Genomic DNA, 17,306 nt, shown 5'->3' with positions numbered 1-17,306 from the left:
GGGAAAAACAGATATCCTACCAGAGGGAAGCCACTAGAAGTGGCTCCTAGGGATTAATCTAACTCAAACTCATTTTTCCAAGATTCATCTTTTGACCAGGGAGTTTGTGCAGTTTTGGCGAGTAGGTAATTTTCCAAAACCAGATAATCCATCTCCGTCCGCATAAAGCAGCGGTAGGCATCTTCGGGAGTGCAAACAATGGGTTCACCCCGCACATTAAAAGAGGTATTAACCACTAGACCACAGCCTGTAAGTTGTTCAAAATGACTAATTAAACTGTGATAGCGGGGGTTAGTTTCGGGGTGTACAGTTTGAATGCGTGCCGAATAATCGACATGGGTAATAGCGGGAATTTCCGACCGGGGAATATTCAGCTTTTCAATCCCAAAAAGTTGTTCTTGTTCGGAGGTCATAGGAATCCGGCGAGACTCCTTAACGGGAGCGACCATCAACATATAAGGACTGTGGGTATTGTGTTCAAAATAATCAGCGACACGCTCGGCTAAAACGGAAGGCGCAAAGGGTCGGAAAGACTCCCTATATTTAATTTTGAGATTCATGACGGACTGCATTTTAGTGTTACGAGGGTCGCCGATAATTGACCTTCCACCCAAAGCACGCGGCCCAAATTCCATCCGACCTTGGAACCAGCCGACGACATTACCATCAGCCAAAATTTCGGCTAACCTAGGCATCAATTCAACATCTGCCAAATACATATATTTAGCATCAATAGAATTGAGATAATCCTGAATATCGGAATTGCTGAAAGATGGACCCAAATAGGAGCCTTTCATCATATCAGCGGGGGCGGTGCTAGGAATAACCCGAGGAGTTATAGTCGCGACTGCTGTTTCTGTTCCGGCTGCGGCTTCGAGTTCGATTTCGTTCTCTATGGTGACTGGTTGCTTCACCAGGCGGGGTTGTTCACAATATTGATACCAAACAGCCAAAGCTGCCCCTAATGCGCCTCCTGCGTCTCCTGCTGCGGGTTGTATCCAAATATCCTTAAAGGGACCTTCTCGCAATAGGCGACCATTAGCGACACAGTTGAGGGCGACTCCGCCAGCTAAACAGAGATAATCAACATTGAGTTCTTTTTGTACGGTCCGACCTAGGCGCAGCACTACTTCCTCTGTGACGACTTGAATAGAAGCGGCGATATCCATTTCCCGTTGAGTGAGTTGGCCTTCGGCTTTCCGAGGGGGTCCGTCAAACAACAGGTCAAATTTCTTGTTGGTCATGGTTAACCCGGTGGCATAGTTGAAATACTTCATATTCAACCGGAATGTGCCATCATCTTTGAGGTCGATTAAATGGGTTAAAATCCGATCAACATAGCGAGGTTGACCATAGGGCGCTAACCCCATGAGTTTATATTCGCCAGAGTTGACTTTAAAGCCGGTGTAGTAGGTGAAGGCTGAGTACAGTAAACCGAGAGAGTGGGGAAAGTCGATTTCCCACAGGGGGGTCAGGTTATTACCATCGCCTAACCATACGGAAGTGGTGGCCCATTCCCCTACACCGTCTAAACACATGACGGCTGCTTTTTGGAAGGGACTGGGAAAAAAGGCTGAGGCGGCGTGGGATTGGTGATGCTCGGTAAACATGAGGGGGGGAAGTTTGGCTTTTTTGACCCCCATGATGGCTGAAAGTTCTTTTTTTAATACGGTTTTCAGATAAAGTTTTTCTTTTAACCAAATTGGCATGGCGGCTAGAAAAGACCGAAACCCACGGGGAGCATAGCTGATGTAGGTTTCTAGCAGGCGCTCGAATTTGACTAAGGGTTTATCATAGAAAATGATGCGATCGACATCGAATAGGGTAATATTCGCTTCCTGAAGACAGTAGCGAATGGCGTTTTGGGGAAATCTGGCATCGTGTTTTTTGCGCGAAAATCTCTCCTCTTGGGCGGCGGCGATAATTTCTCCATCCCGCACGAGAGCGGCTGCACTGTCATGATAGTAAGCCGAGATTCCAAGTATGTTCATTCATATTTCCTCACAGAATGGAATTAAGGTTTTTGGGGTGAGTTGTGGGTCAACGGTTAAAATATCCACAGATTATAGCGAATTCCTGGTCAAGGTTAACGCGAATGGGAAAATTTAATTGCATAAGGGCTGGTAGTCATTAGGGTAAGGGGGTTAGCCGAAACTGGCGATCGCCAACAGACTACCACTGATTCGGTTAAACTCGCACTTGTTCGTGTAGTTGTACCCGAATTTAACGTAGACCTCTCGGGAGCGTGGAAGCGCCGTGTCTTTAGACCGGGGAGGAAACGCGACACGGGGACTTTAGTCCCCGTCAGTCTTTCAAGCATAGGTGTAACCATCCTTTCTGTGAATTGGTTGGCAGTATTTGTGGCTGATGCCTGCCACTCTGACCGAGGCAGTGGTAATATCGAAACTGCCGGAAGCACGGCAGAGAACCCGTCCTACATAGGAGCCAATTTTCTTCCCTGCCGTGACAGTGGCAGTAACGATATCGCCAGCCTGAAAGCCTTTGTGAATTTGTCTCCTTGAGCGGTGACGAGTTGGGAATCCGTACTTATCCGTCCCGCACATCTGACGGGTTCCATGCCCCTTCGCTAAAATCAGCAACGGTTTGGAAGCAAGAACTTCGAGTGATTCGACTTGTCCAACACAGGCAGCATCAATCCAATGAGCTTTAGGTAGGTTGAGCCGAATTCGATTGAACTTAGTTTGTCCGCCCGTTCCTGTGGTTACTGGGAGTCCTGTTGCTTTCAAAGCATTGAACAATGCCCATCGAGTTGAATTGACCGCTGCTGCATCTTTAAGGGGTGATTTTGCCTGCCTGAGAAGACGACTCAGTAAATCAGGCTGGCCCGATAAAAAATCTCGAATGTCCCCATTGCCTTTGGCTTGATTGCATGAGTGGCAAGCCATCGTCAGGTTAGAAACCCGGTCAGAGCCACCCTTAGACCGGGACTGGATATGCTCAATTTCAAGCGCTACATTTTTATAGCATTAGTCAAGGTGGTTAGGACACAGCTTGGAGAACGGAATCCATGGCATCATCGAGAGAATCAAACTGCTCACGTGCAATGGCGAATGCGGGCTTTCAACCACGACCAACATTTCTCTATCTTGTTGAGGTCTGGCGAATAAGGCCGAAGATAGAGTAAACGGCATTGAGCTGCCTCCACCAGTTCAGCCTGCCGCCCCCCTTTATGAAACGTTGCATTGTCAAATACTAGAGTCTGACCTGGCTTCAATGTTGGAATTAAGATAAACTCCAACTACAACTCAAACACTGTCCGATTACAACAACCCTCAAAGCGATCGGGGGCTAAGAGTTGTTGATAACACCATGCCGCCATATAGCTCACCCTGCCCTGCCTCTTCCCTGATTTGAGGGTATGGAAGCGTTGTCCTTCCTCGCAGTAACCATAAGGATAATCCGAGTCTTGACTATTCATGCCAGCTTCATCGAGGTAAACCAACCCTTCCGGCTCCATATGTTCAATCTGAGCAATAAACTCCTCTCGCTGTTGCTGATCACGTTCTTGGTAGCCGTAAGTTGTTTTCTGGTGAAGCCAATTTTCTTCAAGGTTCTGGATATGGTGCGAGGAGAGATGTCGTCATCCCAAAGTTGAGCCATTTGAGCGGAGGTTTTGTCGCCATGCTCTTGGGCAAAAGCCTTGAATTTGTGCCAGTCGGTAATTTGGTGGTTATGACCAGGTGGGCGATTAGGTTTAGGGAGGAAGTCTCCGGTGTGTTCTTTTCTTTGCAGCCAGAGATTGATAGTGTTCCGGCTGAGATGGAAAAATTGACTGGCTTTGGTTTTGGACATACCGTATAGTTCAATTGCATTGATAACTTTTTGTCTAAGGTCGTAACTGTAGGGGGCTGGCCTTTTGGGTCTTATGTAGATATCCTTGCTATTATACGTCCTAACTTTTCTGTCTTTTGCTATAATTCTCCCGGATGATACTCAACACCTGATATCTCAGGGTTTTCCATCAATTGTAGGTCGAACCGTACTAGCTCTTGAGTAATGCTGCCAACTGGGGCGAGTCTACGGAATCGGTTAACCCAGGTTATAAGGGTATCTACCCGATGCTGCAAGCTCGGAGCTAACCAACCCTTGGGACGAGTCCGATTCAAGAACCGAGCCCGCCGATATCGGGTCTGGCGCTTTCGTCTAAAACGTCGGAGTTGACGACGTGCTTGCTAGTAACAAAAAACTTCCTCAAACCTACACACAAACCAAAAACCTGTTACAATAGCAACCACCGTGCGAAACGTTTAGGAGTGGAATAGGGCTGCGATGCCTGAAATAACCTCCTAGTGGGACTTCTACCCCTTGGTAGAATATAAGGAGTGCGCCCTGACCATCCCATAACTATCTATGTGTTCCAACATCTGGACTCGACACCCAGATAAGGCAGAGAGACTCAAGGTCAAGACAGAGCGCTAGAAAGAGGAAGTTATGACTCCTCAAGTATAGCAGGAAGTTCAGAGTAACGGCGGTGTGCGAGACGTTTAGGAGTGAAATAGGGCTGCAATGCCTGAAATCATCCCCTAGTGGGACTTCTACCCCTTGGTAGAATCTAAGGTGAGCGTACCTGACCATCCCATAACTATCTATGTGTTCCAATTATCTGGGCTAAATTGGATTTAGAATCAGATAAAGGCCAAGAGACTCAAGGTCAAGGCTGAACGCTGGTGTTATGTACAGCAGGAAGTTGAGAGTAACGGCGGTAGCCACCCCCAGTTTCAAGGTTCACACCCGTCAGACTGAAGCGGGGAACGGAAGGCGTGAAGTAGAACCTACTACCAGAGGCGACCACTGCCAACCATCCATGATTAGGGAAACCGAATGTCCGGCTTCAACCATCGTAATACTCTAGTAGCGAAATAGGTTGATACGCTGCGCTCAAAAGAGTACGGGGAAAAGAAGGGGTATATCACCACCACCTTCACAGACCTTTAAAGTACCCCGGTGGATAGGACGAATCTAAAGATGGAATGCCCCCATAGATGGAACGTTTAAACCCCTCATTGGCTCTGCCTCACGGCAGAGCGTGAAAAGTGTAAGCGTATGGTGCGAGACGTTCGGGTATTAAATAGGGCTTAAATGCCCGAAATAACTACCCGGTGAGGATTCCAGCTCCGAATCTGGATATAAGGAGACCTCTCCTGACCATCCTCATAACTGGTTATATGTCCCGACGCTTAGGGAACTAAGCAAGGCAGGGAACTCAAGGTCATAAACGAACTGAGAAATCAGGGAGTAGAGAGTAACGGCGATAGCCACCCCCAGTTTTGGAAATCATAACTCCAGGATAGAAGCGGGGAACGGAAGGCGTGAGGTAGAACCTACTACCAAGACGCGACCACTGCCAACCATCTATGATTAGGAAGACCGAATGTCCGACTTGAACCATCGTAATACACTAGCAGCGAAATAGGTTGACACGCTGCGCTCAAAAGGGCAAGGGGAAAAGTAGGGGGTTCGTCCGACTACCTACACAGACCTTTAAAAGTACCCCGGTTCTGAGGACAAATCTAACGATGGAATGCCCATATAATCGGAACGTTGTAACCCCTCTAATGCTCTGCCTATAAACAAGTGAGTAATGCTATTCACAAGGCAGTAGTGAAAAATGTAAGCGCATGCTTAGAGGGTGAAGGATGTGACCAGAAGCTAAAGCCCAATTGTCATGGTGGGGATATGCCCAATTGTCACGGTGGGGATATAGATACTGCGGTCAGTAAGAGTATAATGGCGAGGACGAGTTTAAAGACTACGTGCTGCATATAGCTCTGAACATCGAAGTAGAAAGCAGGTCTGTTGATTCTGCTCCTTTGACAAATAGGGTATCCACACCAGGAGCCTTGTGATGGGAAACTATCAAGCACGGTTCTGAATGGGAGTTCGGGAAGGTGACTTCACTCTCGACCCCTAACCCTTTAAGGGGAAGGGATGTGACTGAAAGCTAATGCCTAACTGTAATGGTTAGGATATGCCCACTAGTCACGGTGTGGATATATAGCACCAGACAGGAAAGTTAGGACGTATAATGGAGAGGACGAGATGACTAAGAAGACCAAAAATGCCAGCCCCCTATAGTTACGACCTTAGACAAAAAGTTATTGATGCAATTGAACTAGACGGTATGCCCAAAACAGAAGCCAGTCAAGTTTTCCATGTCAGCCGGAACACCATCAATCTCTGGCTGCAAAGAAAAGAACACACCGGCGACTTCCTCCCTAAACCTAATCACCGACCTGGCAATAACCACAAAATTACCGACTGGCATAAATTCAAGGCTTTTGCCCAAGAGCATGGCCACAAAACCTCCGCTCAAATGGCTCAACTTTGGGATGACGACATCTCTCCTCGCACCATATCCAGAGCCTTGAAGAAAATTGGCTTCACCAGAAAAAAAAACTTACGGCTACCAAGAACGTGATCAGCAACAGCGAGAGGAGTTTATTGCTCAGATTGAACATATGGAGCCGGAAGGGTTGGTTTACCTCGATGAAGCTGGCATGAATAGTCAAGACTCGGATTATCCTTATGGTTACTGTGAGCAAGGACAACGCTTCGATGTCCTCAAATCCGGGAAGAGGCAGGGCAGGGTGAGCTATATAGCCGCATGGTGTCATCAACAACTCTTAGCCCCCGATCGCTTTGAGGGTTGTTGTAATCGGACAGTGTTTGAGCTGTGGTTGGAGTTCATCTTAATTCCAACACTGAAGCCAGGTCAGACTCTAGTGCTAGACAATGCAACGTTTCATAAAGGGGGACGGATTCCTGAGCTAGTGGAGGCGGCTCAATGCCGTTTGCTCTATCTACCACCTTATTCGCCAGACCTCAACAAGATAGAGAAATGTTGGTCGTGGTTGAAAGCCCGCATTCGCCATTGCACGTGAGCAGTTTGATTCTCTCGATGATGCCATGGATTCCGTTCTCCCAGCTGCGTCCTAACCACCTTGACTAATGCTATAGATACTGCGATAAGTAGGAGTTTAATGGCGAAAGCGAGTTTAAAGACTAACGCAGGCATATAGCTTTGGAAGTTGAAGTACGAAAGCAGGGGGTTGTAACCCTGTTCCTAATGACAAAGGGGTATCCACATCAGGAGCCGTATGAGGTGAAAGTCTCAAGTACGGTTTGGAAGTGGAGTTGGGGAAGGTGACTTCCCTTTCGACCATAACAGCCACCCCCAGTTTCAGGATTCACAACCCGTCAGATTGAAGCGGGGAACGGAAGGCGTGAAGTAGAACCTACTACCAGATGCGACCACTGCCAACCATCCATGATTAAGGAAACCGAACGTCTGGCTTGAACCATCGTAACTATTGGGCAGCGAAATAGGTTGAAACGCTGCCGCTTAAAAAGGCAAGGGGAAAAGTGGGAGTCTGTTGGTACTACCCAGAAGCAACGAAAGTTGTGCATAGACCTTTAAAGTACCCCGGTGGATAGGACGAATCTAAAGATGGAATGCCCGCATAGATGGAACGTTTAAACCCCTCATTGGATTAGGGGTCGAGAATGGAGTCACCTCCATCCCCTCCCATTCAGAACCGTACATGAGACTTTCACCTCATACGGCTCCTAGTCTGACTATTCCATTGTTATGGACACAGCGTTGGCATTATCGAGCGCCGTCTTATCATCGCGGGTGTGGCGATGTAGCAGTTGAAGATTTTTGTATTCATCCTTTCCGCCTTGACTTCTAGGTACAATGTGGTCTACCTCAACTAATTCTGATGGGGTAAAGTATTGCCCACACCAGGTACATCTACCTTTTTGCTTTTTGAGTAATTTTGCTACCCTAATTGGCGTGTCGATTGCTTGTCCTTTCCTGGTTGCCCAATAAGTCCAATTTCCGTCATATGGTGTTGCGTCGGGGCGTATTAGGGTGTGTCTGACAATCGGAGTCCAGTTATGTTTCCATAGTTGGAATCCATCATTGGTCTTGAATAACCAAGATTCATGTCTTTCTTTCCCATTGCTAAGTTTAACCGTTCCATTTCTGAAATAGTTTCTAAGCTTATCATGGCTTGCCTCTCCGCATCTTGATACTGTCCATGCCCGTAACATTTGCCAGATTATATTGTCTAGTTTAGTGAAGGTCTCTGCTGAGACTACCGCTGAATAATAGTTTGACCATCCCCGAATAATCGGGTTTAGTTTACTAATCAGGGCTGACTGAGGTGCTGTTTTATATTGTTTGATTACACCTTTTATCACTTCTGTGTGGGCAACAACGGCTTTTTGGCTGGGTTTTATGTGGGTTTTATGTCCGATTAATCGACTCTTATATCCCCCTGTTTTTCCAGACTTGTATTTTCCTACTGGGTATTGCCTGATATTGAATCCGAGAAAATCAAACCCAGGTTCTTCTGTTTTGCCATTATACTCAATAGGTTTGAGTGTGTGACAAATTCGAGTCTTTTCGGGTTTAATCTCTAATCCTACAGGGTTTAACCATTCGGTGATAGCAATTTTGCACTGTTCAATGATTCCTAGGTCTTTGGATATGACTACAAAATCATCGGCGTACCGTATTATCGTGGCAAAAGGTTTGTAGTTGGTATTCTTGGGATACATTTTTTCTATTAACCTAACCATCCCCAACAGTGCGATGTTGGCGAGTATTGGACTTATTACCCCTCCCTGTGGTGTCCCTGCTTCTGTATCCTCAAATACACCGTTATCTAGCACGCCTGCTTTGAGCCATTGTTTCAGGTCTCTTTTTAGGCTGCTTGAGCAATGAATTTTGGACAGTAGGTAATCATGGTTTATTCGGTCAAAACATTTTGCTATGTCCGCATCCAGTATGTAGTATCCTCCTTTGTTTATACTTTGGTATATTCTGGATATTGCGTCGTGGGCAGACCGTCCGGGACGGAACCCGTAGCTTGTGCTTTCAAATCTCGATTCCCATTCAGGTTCGAGAGCCGACTTAACCAAGGCTTGCCTAGCTCTATCTTGGATTGTGGGTATTCCTATTCCAGCTTTTTTCATCCCTACCAGGTTTTGGAATCCACACCCTTCGCAGTGGTTTTGCTTTGAGGTTTCCCTTAATGTTCTTGACCAGTTCAAACCTTTGTCTTGGAGAGATTACTCTTGCTCCATCAACACCGGCTGTCTTCTTGCCTTGACCCGCTTGGGGGGCGGGTTTATTAAGCTGACTGTTGGGAAGCATGGCTGACCGTGGAACCCGCCCCTACAGCCGCACTGCTAAGAGCCGGGCGTAATATGATTTCACCAGTAGACGTTGCAACCTTCTAACCTTTGCATCCTGTCCCGATTTAGCTGCTTGGAATATACTCTTTTGGAGCTTGAATACTTTCCGTTGAACCTTAGTCCATGGGATTGCCTTCCATGCGTTGGTCGTAGTCTTGATTGGTCTGGGTTTGCCAAATCCTCTCTTTAAACTCGCTATCGCCATTTGTACACCTACTAGACTCCATTCCTTACAATCAAACCGTGACCTGTTAGCATATCCCTACCATTACAGCAGGGCGTTGGCTTTTGGTCACATCTCACATCCTCTAAGACTTGTGGTTACACTTATCCCTACTGACTTTCTCGACCAGATAATCAGAGTCTAGGAGGACTTAAAACGTTCCGTTTATACGGGCATTCCATCTTTAGATTTGTCCTCTCCACCGAGGTACTTTTAAAGGTCTGTGTAGGTGTTGCATAGAGAACCCTACTTTTCCCTTTACTCTTTTGAGCGCAGCGTATCAACCTATTTCGCTACTTATCTATTACGGTGGTTCAAGCCGGACATTCGGTTTCCCTAATCATGGATGGTTGGCAGTGGTCTCGATTCTGGTATTAGGTTCTACCTTGGAGCCTTCCGTTCCCCGCTTCAATCCTGGGGTTGTGATTCCCAAAACTGGGGGTGGCTATCGCCGTTACCCTGAATCTCTAACTTCTACTTATCTATTTCTATGATTTCTATAAGGAATTTGTATGGGTTAGTTTGTTTTGACCTTGGGTTCCCTGCCTTGATTTGTATCGTGGGATACTAATCGTTGGGACATATAAACAGTTATGAGGATGGTCAGGAGAGATCTCCTTATATTCAACCAAGGGGTTGAAGTCCCCACCAGGCGGTTATTTCAGGTATTTCAACCTTATTTCATGCCTGAACGTCTCGCACCTCTGCTAATAAATATAGCACCAGACAGGAAAGTTAGGACGTATAATGGAGAGGACGAGATGACTAAGAAGACCAAAAATGCCAGCCCCCTATAGTTACGACCTCAGACAAAAAGTTATTGATGCAATTGAACTAGACGGTATGCCCAAAACAGAAGCCAGTCAAGTTTTCCATGTCAGCCGGAACACCATTAATCTCTGGCTGCAAAGAAAAGCACAGACCGGAGACTTCCTCCCTAAACCTAATCACCGACCTGGCAATAACCACAAAATTACCGACTGGCATAAATTCAAGGCTTTTGCCCAAGAGCATGGCCACAAAACCTCCGCTCAAATGGCTGAACTTTGGGATGACGACATCTCTCCTCGCACCATATCCAGAGCCTTGAAGAAAATTGGCTTCACCAGAAAAAAAAACTTACGGCTACCAAGAACGTGATCAGCAACAGCGAGAGGAGTTTATTGCTCAGATTGAACATATGGAGCCACAAGAAGTGGTCTACCTCGATGAAGCCGGCATGAATAGTCAGGACTCGGATTACCCTTATGGTTACTGCGAGGAAGGAAAACGCTTCGATGCCCTCAAATCAGGGAAGAGGCAGGGCAGGGTGAGCTATATGGCCGCATGGTGTCATCAACAACTCTTAGCCCCCGATCGCTTTGAGGGTTGTTGTAATCGGACAGTGTTTGAGTTGTGGTTGGAGTTCATCTTAATTCCAACACTGAAGCCAGGTCAGACTCTAGTGCTAGACAATGCAACGTTTCATAAAGGGGGACGGATTCCTGAGCTAGTGGAGGCGGCTCAATGCCGTTTGCTCTATCTACCACCTTATTCGCCAGACCTCAACAAGATAGAGAAATGTTGGTCGTGGTTGAAAGCCCGCATTCGCCATTGCACGTGAGCAGTTTGATTCTCTCGATGATGCCATGGATTCCGTTATAAAAGCTGCGTCCTAACCACCTTGACTAATGCTATATCTGGATGTGACGCACCCTACGAGCCGTGTGAGGTGAAAGTCTCAAGCACGGTTTTGTATGGGAGGGGGAGATGGTGACATCTCTCTCGACCCCTACTATGGGTGTGCTGGAAGCGTGGCGTGTATTTTGCCAAGGTTGAAGCAGCAGGCACCAGTCAAGAGTGCCCTCAATGCTCAACAGCGGTCAAGAAAGACCTCAGTATCCGGGTTCATAAATGTCCTGAGTGCGGCTACATCACCAATCGCGACGTGGCCGCCGCCCAAGTCATTCGGAACCGAGGGATTGCAGCGGCAGGGCTTACCGTCAAGAAGCTCGGTGAGGGTAAAGTCGTTGGACTCCCGTAGAACTGCGAATCCCCGCGCCTTTAGGCCGGGGAGTGTCAATCTTTTATCCAAGGGTGGGTTGATTAATCCCAACTAACTAAGGGCCTGATTCCTCAAACCAAGCCCTCGCGCCGCCTAACTCCCCGGTGACAGGCGCGACAGGCGAAACCCGCCACTAACCCTAATGGGAGTGTCAACTATATTATGTGGCTTCACCTACCTACTTTAAGGAGAGGTCGAAGCCCGTTCTGTCAATTCCGCACCAGTTTTACCATTACTGGTCGGAACGCTACCATTGCGGGGTTGGATGACTCCATAACCACCATGATGCGATCGCTGATAGATTACATTAATCTCATCAGTTTCAGCATTACGGAACATATAAAAATCATGATCAATAAGCTGCAACTGTTCTAATGCTTCTTGAATGCTCATGGGAGGCATGGCAAAATATTTCGTCCGCACCACTTCTTCTGGAAGTTTCACAGTGCGATCGCCAATTAAATCATCAACAATGGGCTTCTGTGCAACCACTTCACCAGTCTTAGGAAGCTGATATTGTTTCGCCATGCGTTTTTCTTTGTACTTACGCAATTGACGAGCAATTTTATCTGCTACTAGGTCAATACTGGCATAGAGATTTTCACTGCTTTCTTGAGCACGAATAACTGTGCCATTGGCATAAATCGTGACTTCAGCAGTTTGTCTTGGATTTATCCGAGGGTTCCGAGCCACAGATAAATGGACATCCACTTCGTTTGTCAATTGCTGAAAGTGACTAACAGCTTTGGCAATTTTCTGTTGTACATACTCGTGAATAGCATCGGTAATTTCAAGATTTTTACCCTGGATAACAAGCTTCATACAGCTCCCTCCCGATCATAGTGTGGGCTTAACTTCACCTTAACATTTTGCATTTCAGAAATGTAATTTCTTTAAAATCCTTTGCATCTCTTGACAATTCTTGATGGGTCAATTCACAGATCATCCTATTCAATCATCCATGATTGTCCAGAATATAACTGGCCGACCTATCACCTGGTTTTTCAGTCCTTCCACAGCGGTAGACTCCGGTTAAGAATTACTTTGATGATGCCCTTTGGTTCCCCCAAAATAAGGAAATTGTCGCAACTTAGTAGTGTCGAGAGAGAAGTCACCTTCTCCCCCTCCCATACAAAACCGTACGTGATAGTTTCCCATCATACGGCTCCTAGTCTGATTGCTCCATTGTTAGGGATACAGCGTTGGCATTGTCAAGTGCCGTCTTATCATCGTGACAGTGGCGGTGTAGTAGTTGAAGATTCTTGTATTCGTCCTTTCCGCCGAGACTTCGAGGTACAATGTGGTCTATTTCAACTATGTCTGATGGGGTAAAGTATTGCCCACACCAGGTACACTTGCCTTTTTGCTTCTTGAGTAGTTTTGCTACCCTTGTTGGCGTGTCGATTACTTGTCCTTTTCTGGTTGCCCAATAAGTCCAATTTCCGTCGTATGGTGTTGCTTCAGGGCGTATTGTGGTATGTCTGACAATCGGAGTGTAGCTATGTTTCCATAGTGTGTGTCCATCCTTGGTCTGGAATAACCAAGATTCATGCCTTTCTACCTCATTGCTAAGTTTAACTGTTCCATGTCTGAAATAGTTTCCTAGCTTCTCGTAAACTTGCCTTTCCGCATCTTGATACTGTCCATGCCCGTCACATCTGCCAGATTATATTGTCTAGCTTACCGAAGGTCTCTGATGAGACGACTCCTGAATAATAGTTTGACCATCCCCGAATAATCGGGTTTAGTTTGTTTATCAGGGCTGATTGAGGTGCTGTTTTATGTTGTTTGATTACACCTTTAATCACTTCTGTATGGGCTTTAACTGCTTTATTGCTGGGTTTAATGTGGGTTTTGAATCCCAACATTTTGTGAGGGGTTTTATTAAGTAGAAAACCACCTTTCCTTCGTCCCCCTAATTTCCCAGACTTGTATTTTCCTACCGGGTATTGCCTGATATTGAATCCGAGAAAATCAAACCCGGGTTCTTCTGTTTTGCCATTATACTCAATAGGTTTGAGTGTGTGACAAATTCGAGTCTTTTCAGGTTTAATCTCTAGTCCTACAGGTTTTAGCCATTCAGAAATAGCAGTCTTGCACTGTTCAATAATTTCGAGTGATGGTGATATTACTACGAAATCATCGGCGTATCTTATTGTAGTGGCTTGAGCCCTATTATTTTTCTTAGGATACATTGTTTCAATTAACCTAGCCATTCCCAACAGTGCGATGTTGGCTAGGAGTGGACTTATTACCCCTCCTTGGGGTGTCCCTGTTTCTGTATCATCGAAAACGCCGTTATCTAGCACTCCTGCTTTAAGCCATTGTTTCAGGTCTTTCTTTAGGTTGCTTGGACAATGAATTTTGTTCAGTAGATAATCATGGTTCACGGTAAGAGCATTTGGCTATATGTTAGGGGTCGAGAATGGAGTCACCACCATCCCCTCCCATTCAGAACCATACGTGAAAGTTTCCCTTCATACGGCTCCTGGTGTGGATACCCTGTTTTGTCAAAGGAGCAGAATCAACAGACCTGCTTTTTACTTCGATGTTCAGAGCTATATGCAGCACGTAGTCTTTAAACTCGTCCTCGCCATTATACTCTTACTGACCGCAGTATCTATATCCACACCGTGACAATTGGGCATATCCCAACCATGACAATTGGGCTTTAGCTTCTGGTCACATCCTTAGCCCTCTAAGCATGCGCTTACATTTTTCACTACTGCCTTGTGAATTGCATTACTCACTTGTTTATGGGCAGAGCATTAGAGGGGTTACAACGTTCCGATTATATGGGCATTCCATCGTTAGATTTGTCCTATCGACCGTGGTACTTCTAAAGGTCTGTGTGGGTAGAATGCAGAATCCCCCACTTTTCCCCTTGCCCTTTTGGGCGCAGCGTGTCAACCTATTTCGCTGCTCGTGCTTTACGATGGTTCAAGTCGGACATTCGGTCTTCCTAATCATAGATGGTTGGCAGTGGTCGCGTCTTGGTAGTAGGTTCTACCTCACGCCTTCCGTTCCCCGCTTCTATCCTGGAGTTATGATTTCCAAAACTGGGGGTGGCTATCGCCGTTACTCTCTACTCCCTGATTTCTCAGTTCGTTTATGACCTTGAGTTCCCTGCCTTGCTTAGTTACCTAAGCGTCGGGACATATAATCAGTTATGAGGATGCTCAGGAGAGGTCTCCTTATATCCAGATTCGGAGCTGGAATCCTCACCAGGTAGTTATTTCGGGCATTTCAGCCCTATTTCATACCCGAACGTCTCGCACCTGCATCCAGTATGTAATAACCTCCTTTGTTTATACTTTGAAAGATTCTGGATATTGCATCATGGGCTGACCGTCCGGGTCGGAACCCATAGCTGTTGCTTTCAAACCTCGATTCCCATTCAGGTTCGAGTGCCGACTTTACCAAGGCTTGCCTTGCTCTATCTTGGATAGTGGGTATTCCCAGAGGACATTTTTCATCCCTTCCGGGTTTTTGAATCCACACCCTACGCAGTGGTTTTGCTTTGAGATTTCCTTTGATACTCTTAGCTAGTTCCAGTCTTTGTCTTGGGGAGATTGCTCTCATTCCATCGACACCTGCTGTCTTTTTGCCTTGATTATCTTGAGTCACTCGCCGCACTGCTAAGAGTCGGGCATAATATGATTTCACCAGTAGACGTTGCCACCTTCTTGCTTTTGCGTCCTGTCCCGATTTAGCTGCTTGAAATATCCTCTTTTGGAGCTTGAAAACTTTACGTTGAACTTTCGCCCATGGTATAGCTTTCCATACACTCGTAGTCTTGATTGGCTTTGATTTCTCAAACCATTTCTTTAAACTCGCTTTCGTCATAATGACTCCTACTAGACTCTATTCTTTACAATCAAACCGTGACTTGTCAGCATATCCCTGCCATTACAGCAGGGCGTTAGCTTCTGGTCACATCTCATCCCCTAATAGGCTTGCGCTTACACTTTCACTACTGTTTATCTCGACCAGATAATCAGAGCCTAAGAGGGGTTAAAACGTTCCGTTTATATGGGCATTCCATCTTTAGACTTGTCCTATCCACCGGGGTACTTTAAAGGTCTGTGTAGGTGTTATATAAAGAACCCTACTTTTCCCCTTACCCTTTTGGGCGCAGCGTGTCAACCTATTTCGCTGCCTGCTAATGACGATGGTTCAAGTCGGAACATTCAGATTTCCTTAGTCATGGATGGTTGGCAGTGGTCGGATTATTGGGAATAGGTTTTCCCTCACGCCTTCCGTTCCCCGCTTCAATCTGACGGGTTGTGATTCCTAAAACTGGGGGTGGCTATCGCCGTTACTCTTTCCCACAATCGCCTAAGTGGTTTTAATACTCCTCCTTATGGTGTAATTGAGCATTACGATTTTCTTTGTGGGATTGACCTTGAGTTCCCTGCCTTGCTTTTCGCTTCGGGACATATAAACAGTTATGGGGATGGTCAGAAGCGAGGTTCTTATATTCAACCGATGGGCTGAAATCCCCACCAGGCGGTTATTTCGGGTATTACAACCCTATTTCATGCCTGAACGTCTCGCACTTTTAGGTGTAGCCTAGCTTTTTACAGTGTTATCGCTACTACTTTGGCTTACTTTTTTAGGTCCATCAAGATCCGCCATGTTTTAGTAGATCTTTTCTGAACCCAAGGTCTTGCAACCTGAGCGGATATCCTATTATGTTACCACAATCTGCTCACCTGATCACCGACAGCCAGACTGACATAAATCTATGTAAAGTTTTGTCAAAAACCTCTTGCTTTTTGGGGTAATTTGTTGTATAAGTGCGGAAGTTGACCGTATCCTAATTGCTGTAGTGGATGTTATAGCATTAGTCAAGGTGGTTAGGACGCAGCTGGGAGAACGGAATCCATGGCATCATCGAGAGAATCAAACTGCTCACGTGCAATGGCGAATGCGGGCTTTCAACCACGACCAACATTTCTCTATCTTGTTGAGGTCTGGCGAATAAGGTGGTAGATAGAGCAAACGGCATTGAGCCGCCTCCACTAGCTCAGGAATCCGTCCCCCTTTATGAAACGTTGCATTGTCTAGCACTAGAGTCTGACCTGGCTTCAGTGTTGGAATTAAGATGAACTCCAACCACAACTCAAACACTGTCCGATTACAACAACCCTCAAAGGTAAAGGGAGCTAAGAGTTGTTGATAACACCATGCGGCCATATAGCTCACCCTGCCCTGCCTCTTCCCGGATTTGAGGGCATCGAAGCGTTGTCCTTCCTCGCAGTAACCATAAGGATAATCCGAGTCTTGACTATTCATGCCAGCTTCATCGAGGTAAACCAACTCTTCCGGCTCCATATGTTGAATCTGAGCAATAAACTCCTCTCGCTGTTGCTGATCACGTTCTTGGTAGCCGTAAGTTTTTTTTCTGGTGAAGCCAATTTTCTTCAAGGCTCTGGATATGGTGCGAGGAGAGATGTCGTCATCCCAAAGTTGAGCCATTTGAGCGGAGGTTTTGTGGCCATGCTCTTGGGCAAAAGCCTTGAATTTATGCCAGTCGGTAATTTTGTGGCTATGACCAGGTGGGCGATTAGGTTTAGGGAGGAAGTCGCCGGTGTGTTCTTTTCTTTGCAGCCAGAGATTGATGGTGTTCCGGCTGACATGGAAAACTTGACTGGCTTCTGTTTTGGGCATACCGTCTAGTTCAATTGCATCAATAACTTTTTGTCTGAGGTCGTAACTATAGGGGGCTGGCATTTTTGGTCTTCTTAGTCATCTCGTCCTCTCCATTATACGTCCTAACTTTCCTGTCTGGTGCTATAGGTTGATACGCTG

At 46.3% G+C, this 17,306-nt stretch carries 7 protein-coding genes and 9 pseudogenes; 4 read left to right on the top strand and 12 right to left on the bottom strand.

Translation table 11 applies throughout. From position 1 onward, the window contains the following. Positions 1-53 precede the first annotated feature (53 nt). The 4 genes and pseudogenes from N39L_RS09155 to N39L_RS09140 all read right to left on the bottom strand — a co-directional run. Positions 54-1,991: a carbamoyltransferase family protein gene (locus N39L_RS09155; protein ID WP_006617089.1), complete on the bottom strand. Its 1,938-nt coding sequence runs from the start codon at positions 1,989-1,991 to the stop codon at positions 54-56. Between the two features lie 321 nt (positions 1,992-2,312). Then, a pseudogene (locus N39L_RS09150) lies at positions 2,313-2,981 on the bottom strand (HNH endonuclease); the annotation flags it as partial. Positions 2,982-3,000: 19 nt separating this feature from the next. After that, a pseudogene (locus N39L_RS09145) lies at positions 3,001-3,888 on the bottom strand (IS630 family transposase). A gap of 47 nt (positions 3,889-3,935) precedes the next feature. Next, a pseudogene (locus tag N39L_RS09140) lies at positions 3,936-4,190 on the bottom strand (RRXRR domain-containing protein); the annotation flags it as partial. Between the two features lie 503 nt (positions 4,191-4,693). Here N39L_RS09140 and N39L_RS09135 point away from each other — a divergent pair. Then, entirely contained in the window at positions 4,694-4,873 is a 180-nt protein-coding gene (locus N39L_RS09135) for a hypothetical protein (protein WP_158307547.1), read from the top strand. A gap of 1,206 nt (positions 4,874-6,079) precedes the next feature. Then, positions 6,080-6,957 (top strand): annotated as a pseudogene (locus N39L_RS09130) (IS630 family transposase). 639 nt (positions 6,958-7,596) lie between these two features. Here N39L_RS09130 and N39L_RS09125 read toward each other — a convergent pair. The 3 genes from N39L_RS09125 to N39L_RS09115 are packed head-to-tail and all read right to left on the bottom strand — an operon-like array spanning position 7,597 to position 9,430. Then, entirely contained in the window at positions 7,597-9,003 is a 1,407-nt protein-coding gene (locus tag N39L_RS09125; protein ID WP_014275018.1) for a group II intron reverse transcriptase, read from the bottom strand. Then, a complete protein-coding gene (locus N39L_RS09120) occupies positions 8,963-9,184 on the bottom strand; it encodes a hypothetical protein (RefSeq protein ID WP_014275017.1) in 222 nt (73 codons plus the stop codon). Before N39L_RS09120 ends, N39L_RS09125 begins: the two co-directional genes overlap by 41 nt. Before the next feature lie 21 nt (positions 9,185-9,205). After that, positions 9,206-9,430, bottom strand: a complete 225-nt coding sequence (locus N39L_RS09115) for a reverse transcriptase N-terminal domain-containing protein (RefSeq protein ID WP_014275016.1) — start codon at positions 9,428-9,430, stop codon at positions 9,206-9,208. A 798-nt stretch (positions 9,431-10,228) separates the two neighbouring features. On the opposite strand from N39L_RS09115, the pseudogene N39L_RS09110 reads away from it, so the two are divergent. Together N39L_RS09110 and N39L_RS09105 are read left to right on the top strand one after the other, a co-directional pair. Beyond that, a pseudogene (locus N39L_RS09110) lies at positions 10,229-11,106 on the top strand (IS630 family transposase). 119 nt (positions 11,107-11,225) lie between these two features. Further along, positions 11,226-11,471: pseudogene (locus N39L_RS09105) on the top strand (zinc ribbon domain-containing protein); the annotation flags it as partial. A 204-nt stretch (positions 11,472-11,675) separates the two neighbouring features. Here the strand turns inward: N39L_RS09105 and hpf are convergent. The 5 genes and pseudogenes from hpf to N39L_RS09080 all read right to left on the bottom strand — a co-directional run bounded on the left by hpf (position 11,676) and on the right by N39L_RS09080 (position 17,228). After that, on the bottom strand, positions 11,676-12,314 hold the full coding sequence (gene hpf / locus N39L_RS09100) for a ribosome hibernation-promoting factor, HPF/YfiA family (protein ID WP_006615954.1): 639 nt from the start codon (positions 12,312-12,314) through the stop codon (positions 11,676-11,678). 346 nt (positions 12,315-12,660) lie between these two features. Further along, positions 12,661-13,882 (bottom strand): annotated as a pseudogene (locus N39L_RS09095) (group II intron reverse transcriptase); the annotation flags it as partial. A 168-nt stretch (positions 13,883-14,050) separates the two neighbouring features. Continuing rightward, positions 14,051-14,242, bottom strand: a pseudogene (locus N39L_RS09090) (hypothetical protein). Positions 14,243-14,771: 529 nt separating this feature from the next. Next, positions 14,772-15,338: pseudogene (locus N39L_RS09085) on the bottom strand (reverse transcriptase N-terminal domain-containing protein); the annotation flags it as partial. Between the two features lie 1,013 nt (positions 15,339-16,351). Next, positions 16,352-17,228 (bottom strand): IS630 family transposase gene (locus tag N39L_RS09080; protein WP_286131443.1). Its coding sequence is split into 2 segments (ribosomal slippage): positions 16,352-16,414 and positions 16,416-17,228, totalling 876 coding nucleotides; the frame shifts between segments, so codons are not numbered across the junction. Between the last annotated feature and the right edge of the window lie 78 nt (positions 17,229-17,306).

Origin of the sequence: Limnospira platensis NIES-39, from assembly GCF_026000695.1 — a bacterium.
Lineage (GTDB): Bacteria > Cyanobacteriota > Cyanobacteriia > Cyanobacteriales > Microcoleaceae > Limnospira > Limnospira platensis.
Note: the sequence above shows the minus strand (reverse complement) of the source record. Positions and strands in the feature narration are given on the sequence as shown.

Excerpts from the sequence above, each read along its gene's own strand:
- N39L_RS09135 (WP_158307547.1), top strand. The coding sequence starts at position 4,694 with ATGTACAGCAGGAAGTTGAGAGTAACGGCGGTAGCCACCCCCAGTTTC.
- hpf (WP_006615954.1), bottom strand. The coding sequence starts at position 12,314 with ATGAAGCTTGTTATCCAGGGTAAAAATCTTGAAATTACCGATGCTATT.
- N39L_RS09120 (WP_014275017.1), bottom strand. The coding sequence starts at position 9,184 with ATGCTTCCCAACAGTCAGCTTAATAAACCCGCCCCCCAAGCGGGTCAA.
- N39L_RS09125 (WP_014275018.1), bottom strand. The coding sequence starts at position 9,003 with ATGAAAAAAGCTGGAATAGGAATACCCACAATCCAAGATAGAGCTAGG.
- N39L_RS09155 (WP_006617089.1), bottom strand. The coding sequence starts at position 1,991 with ATGAACATACTTGGAATCTCGGCTTACTATCATGACAGTGCAGCCGCT.
- N39L_RS09115 (WP_014275016.1), bottom strand. The coding sequence starts at position 9,430 with ATGGCGATAGCGAGTTTAAAGAGAGGATTTGGCAAACCCAGACCAATC.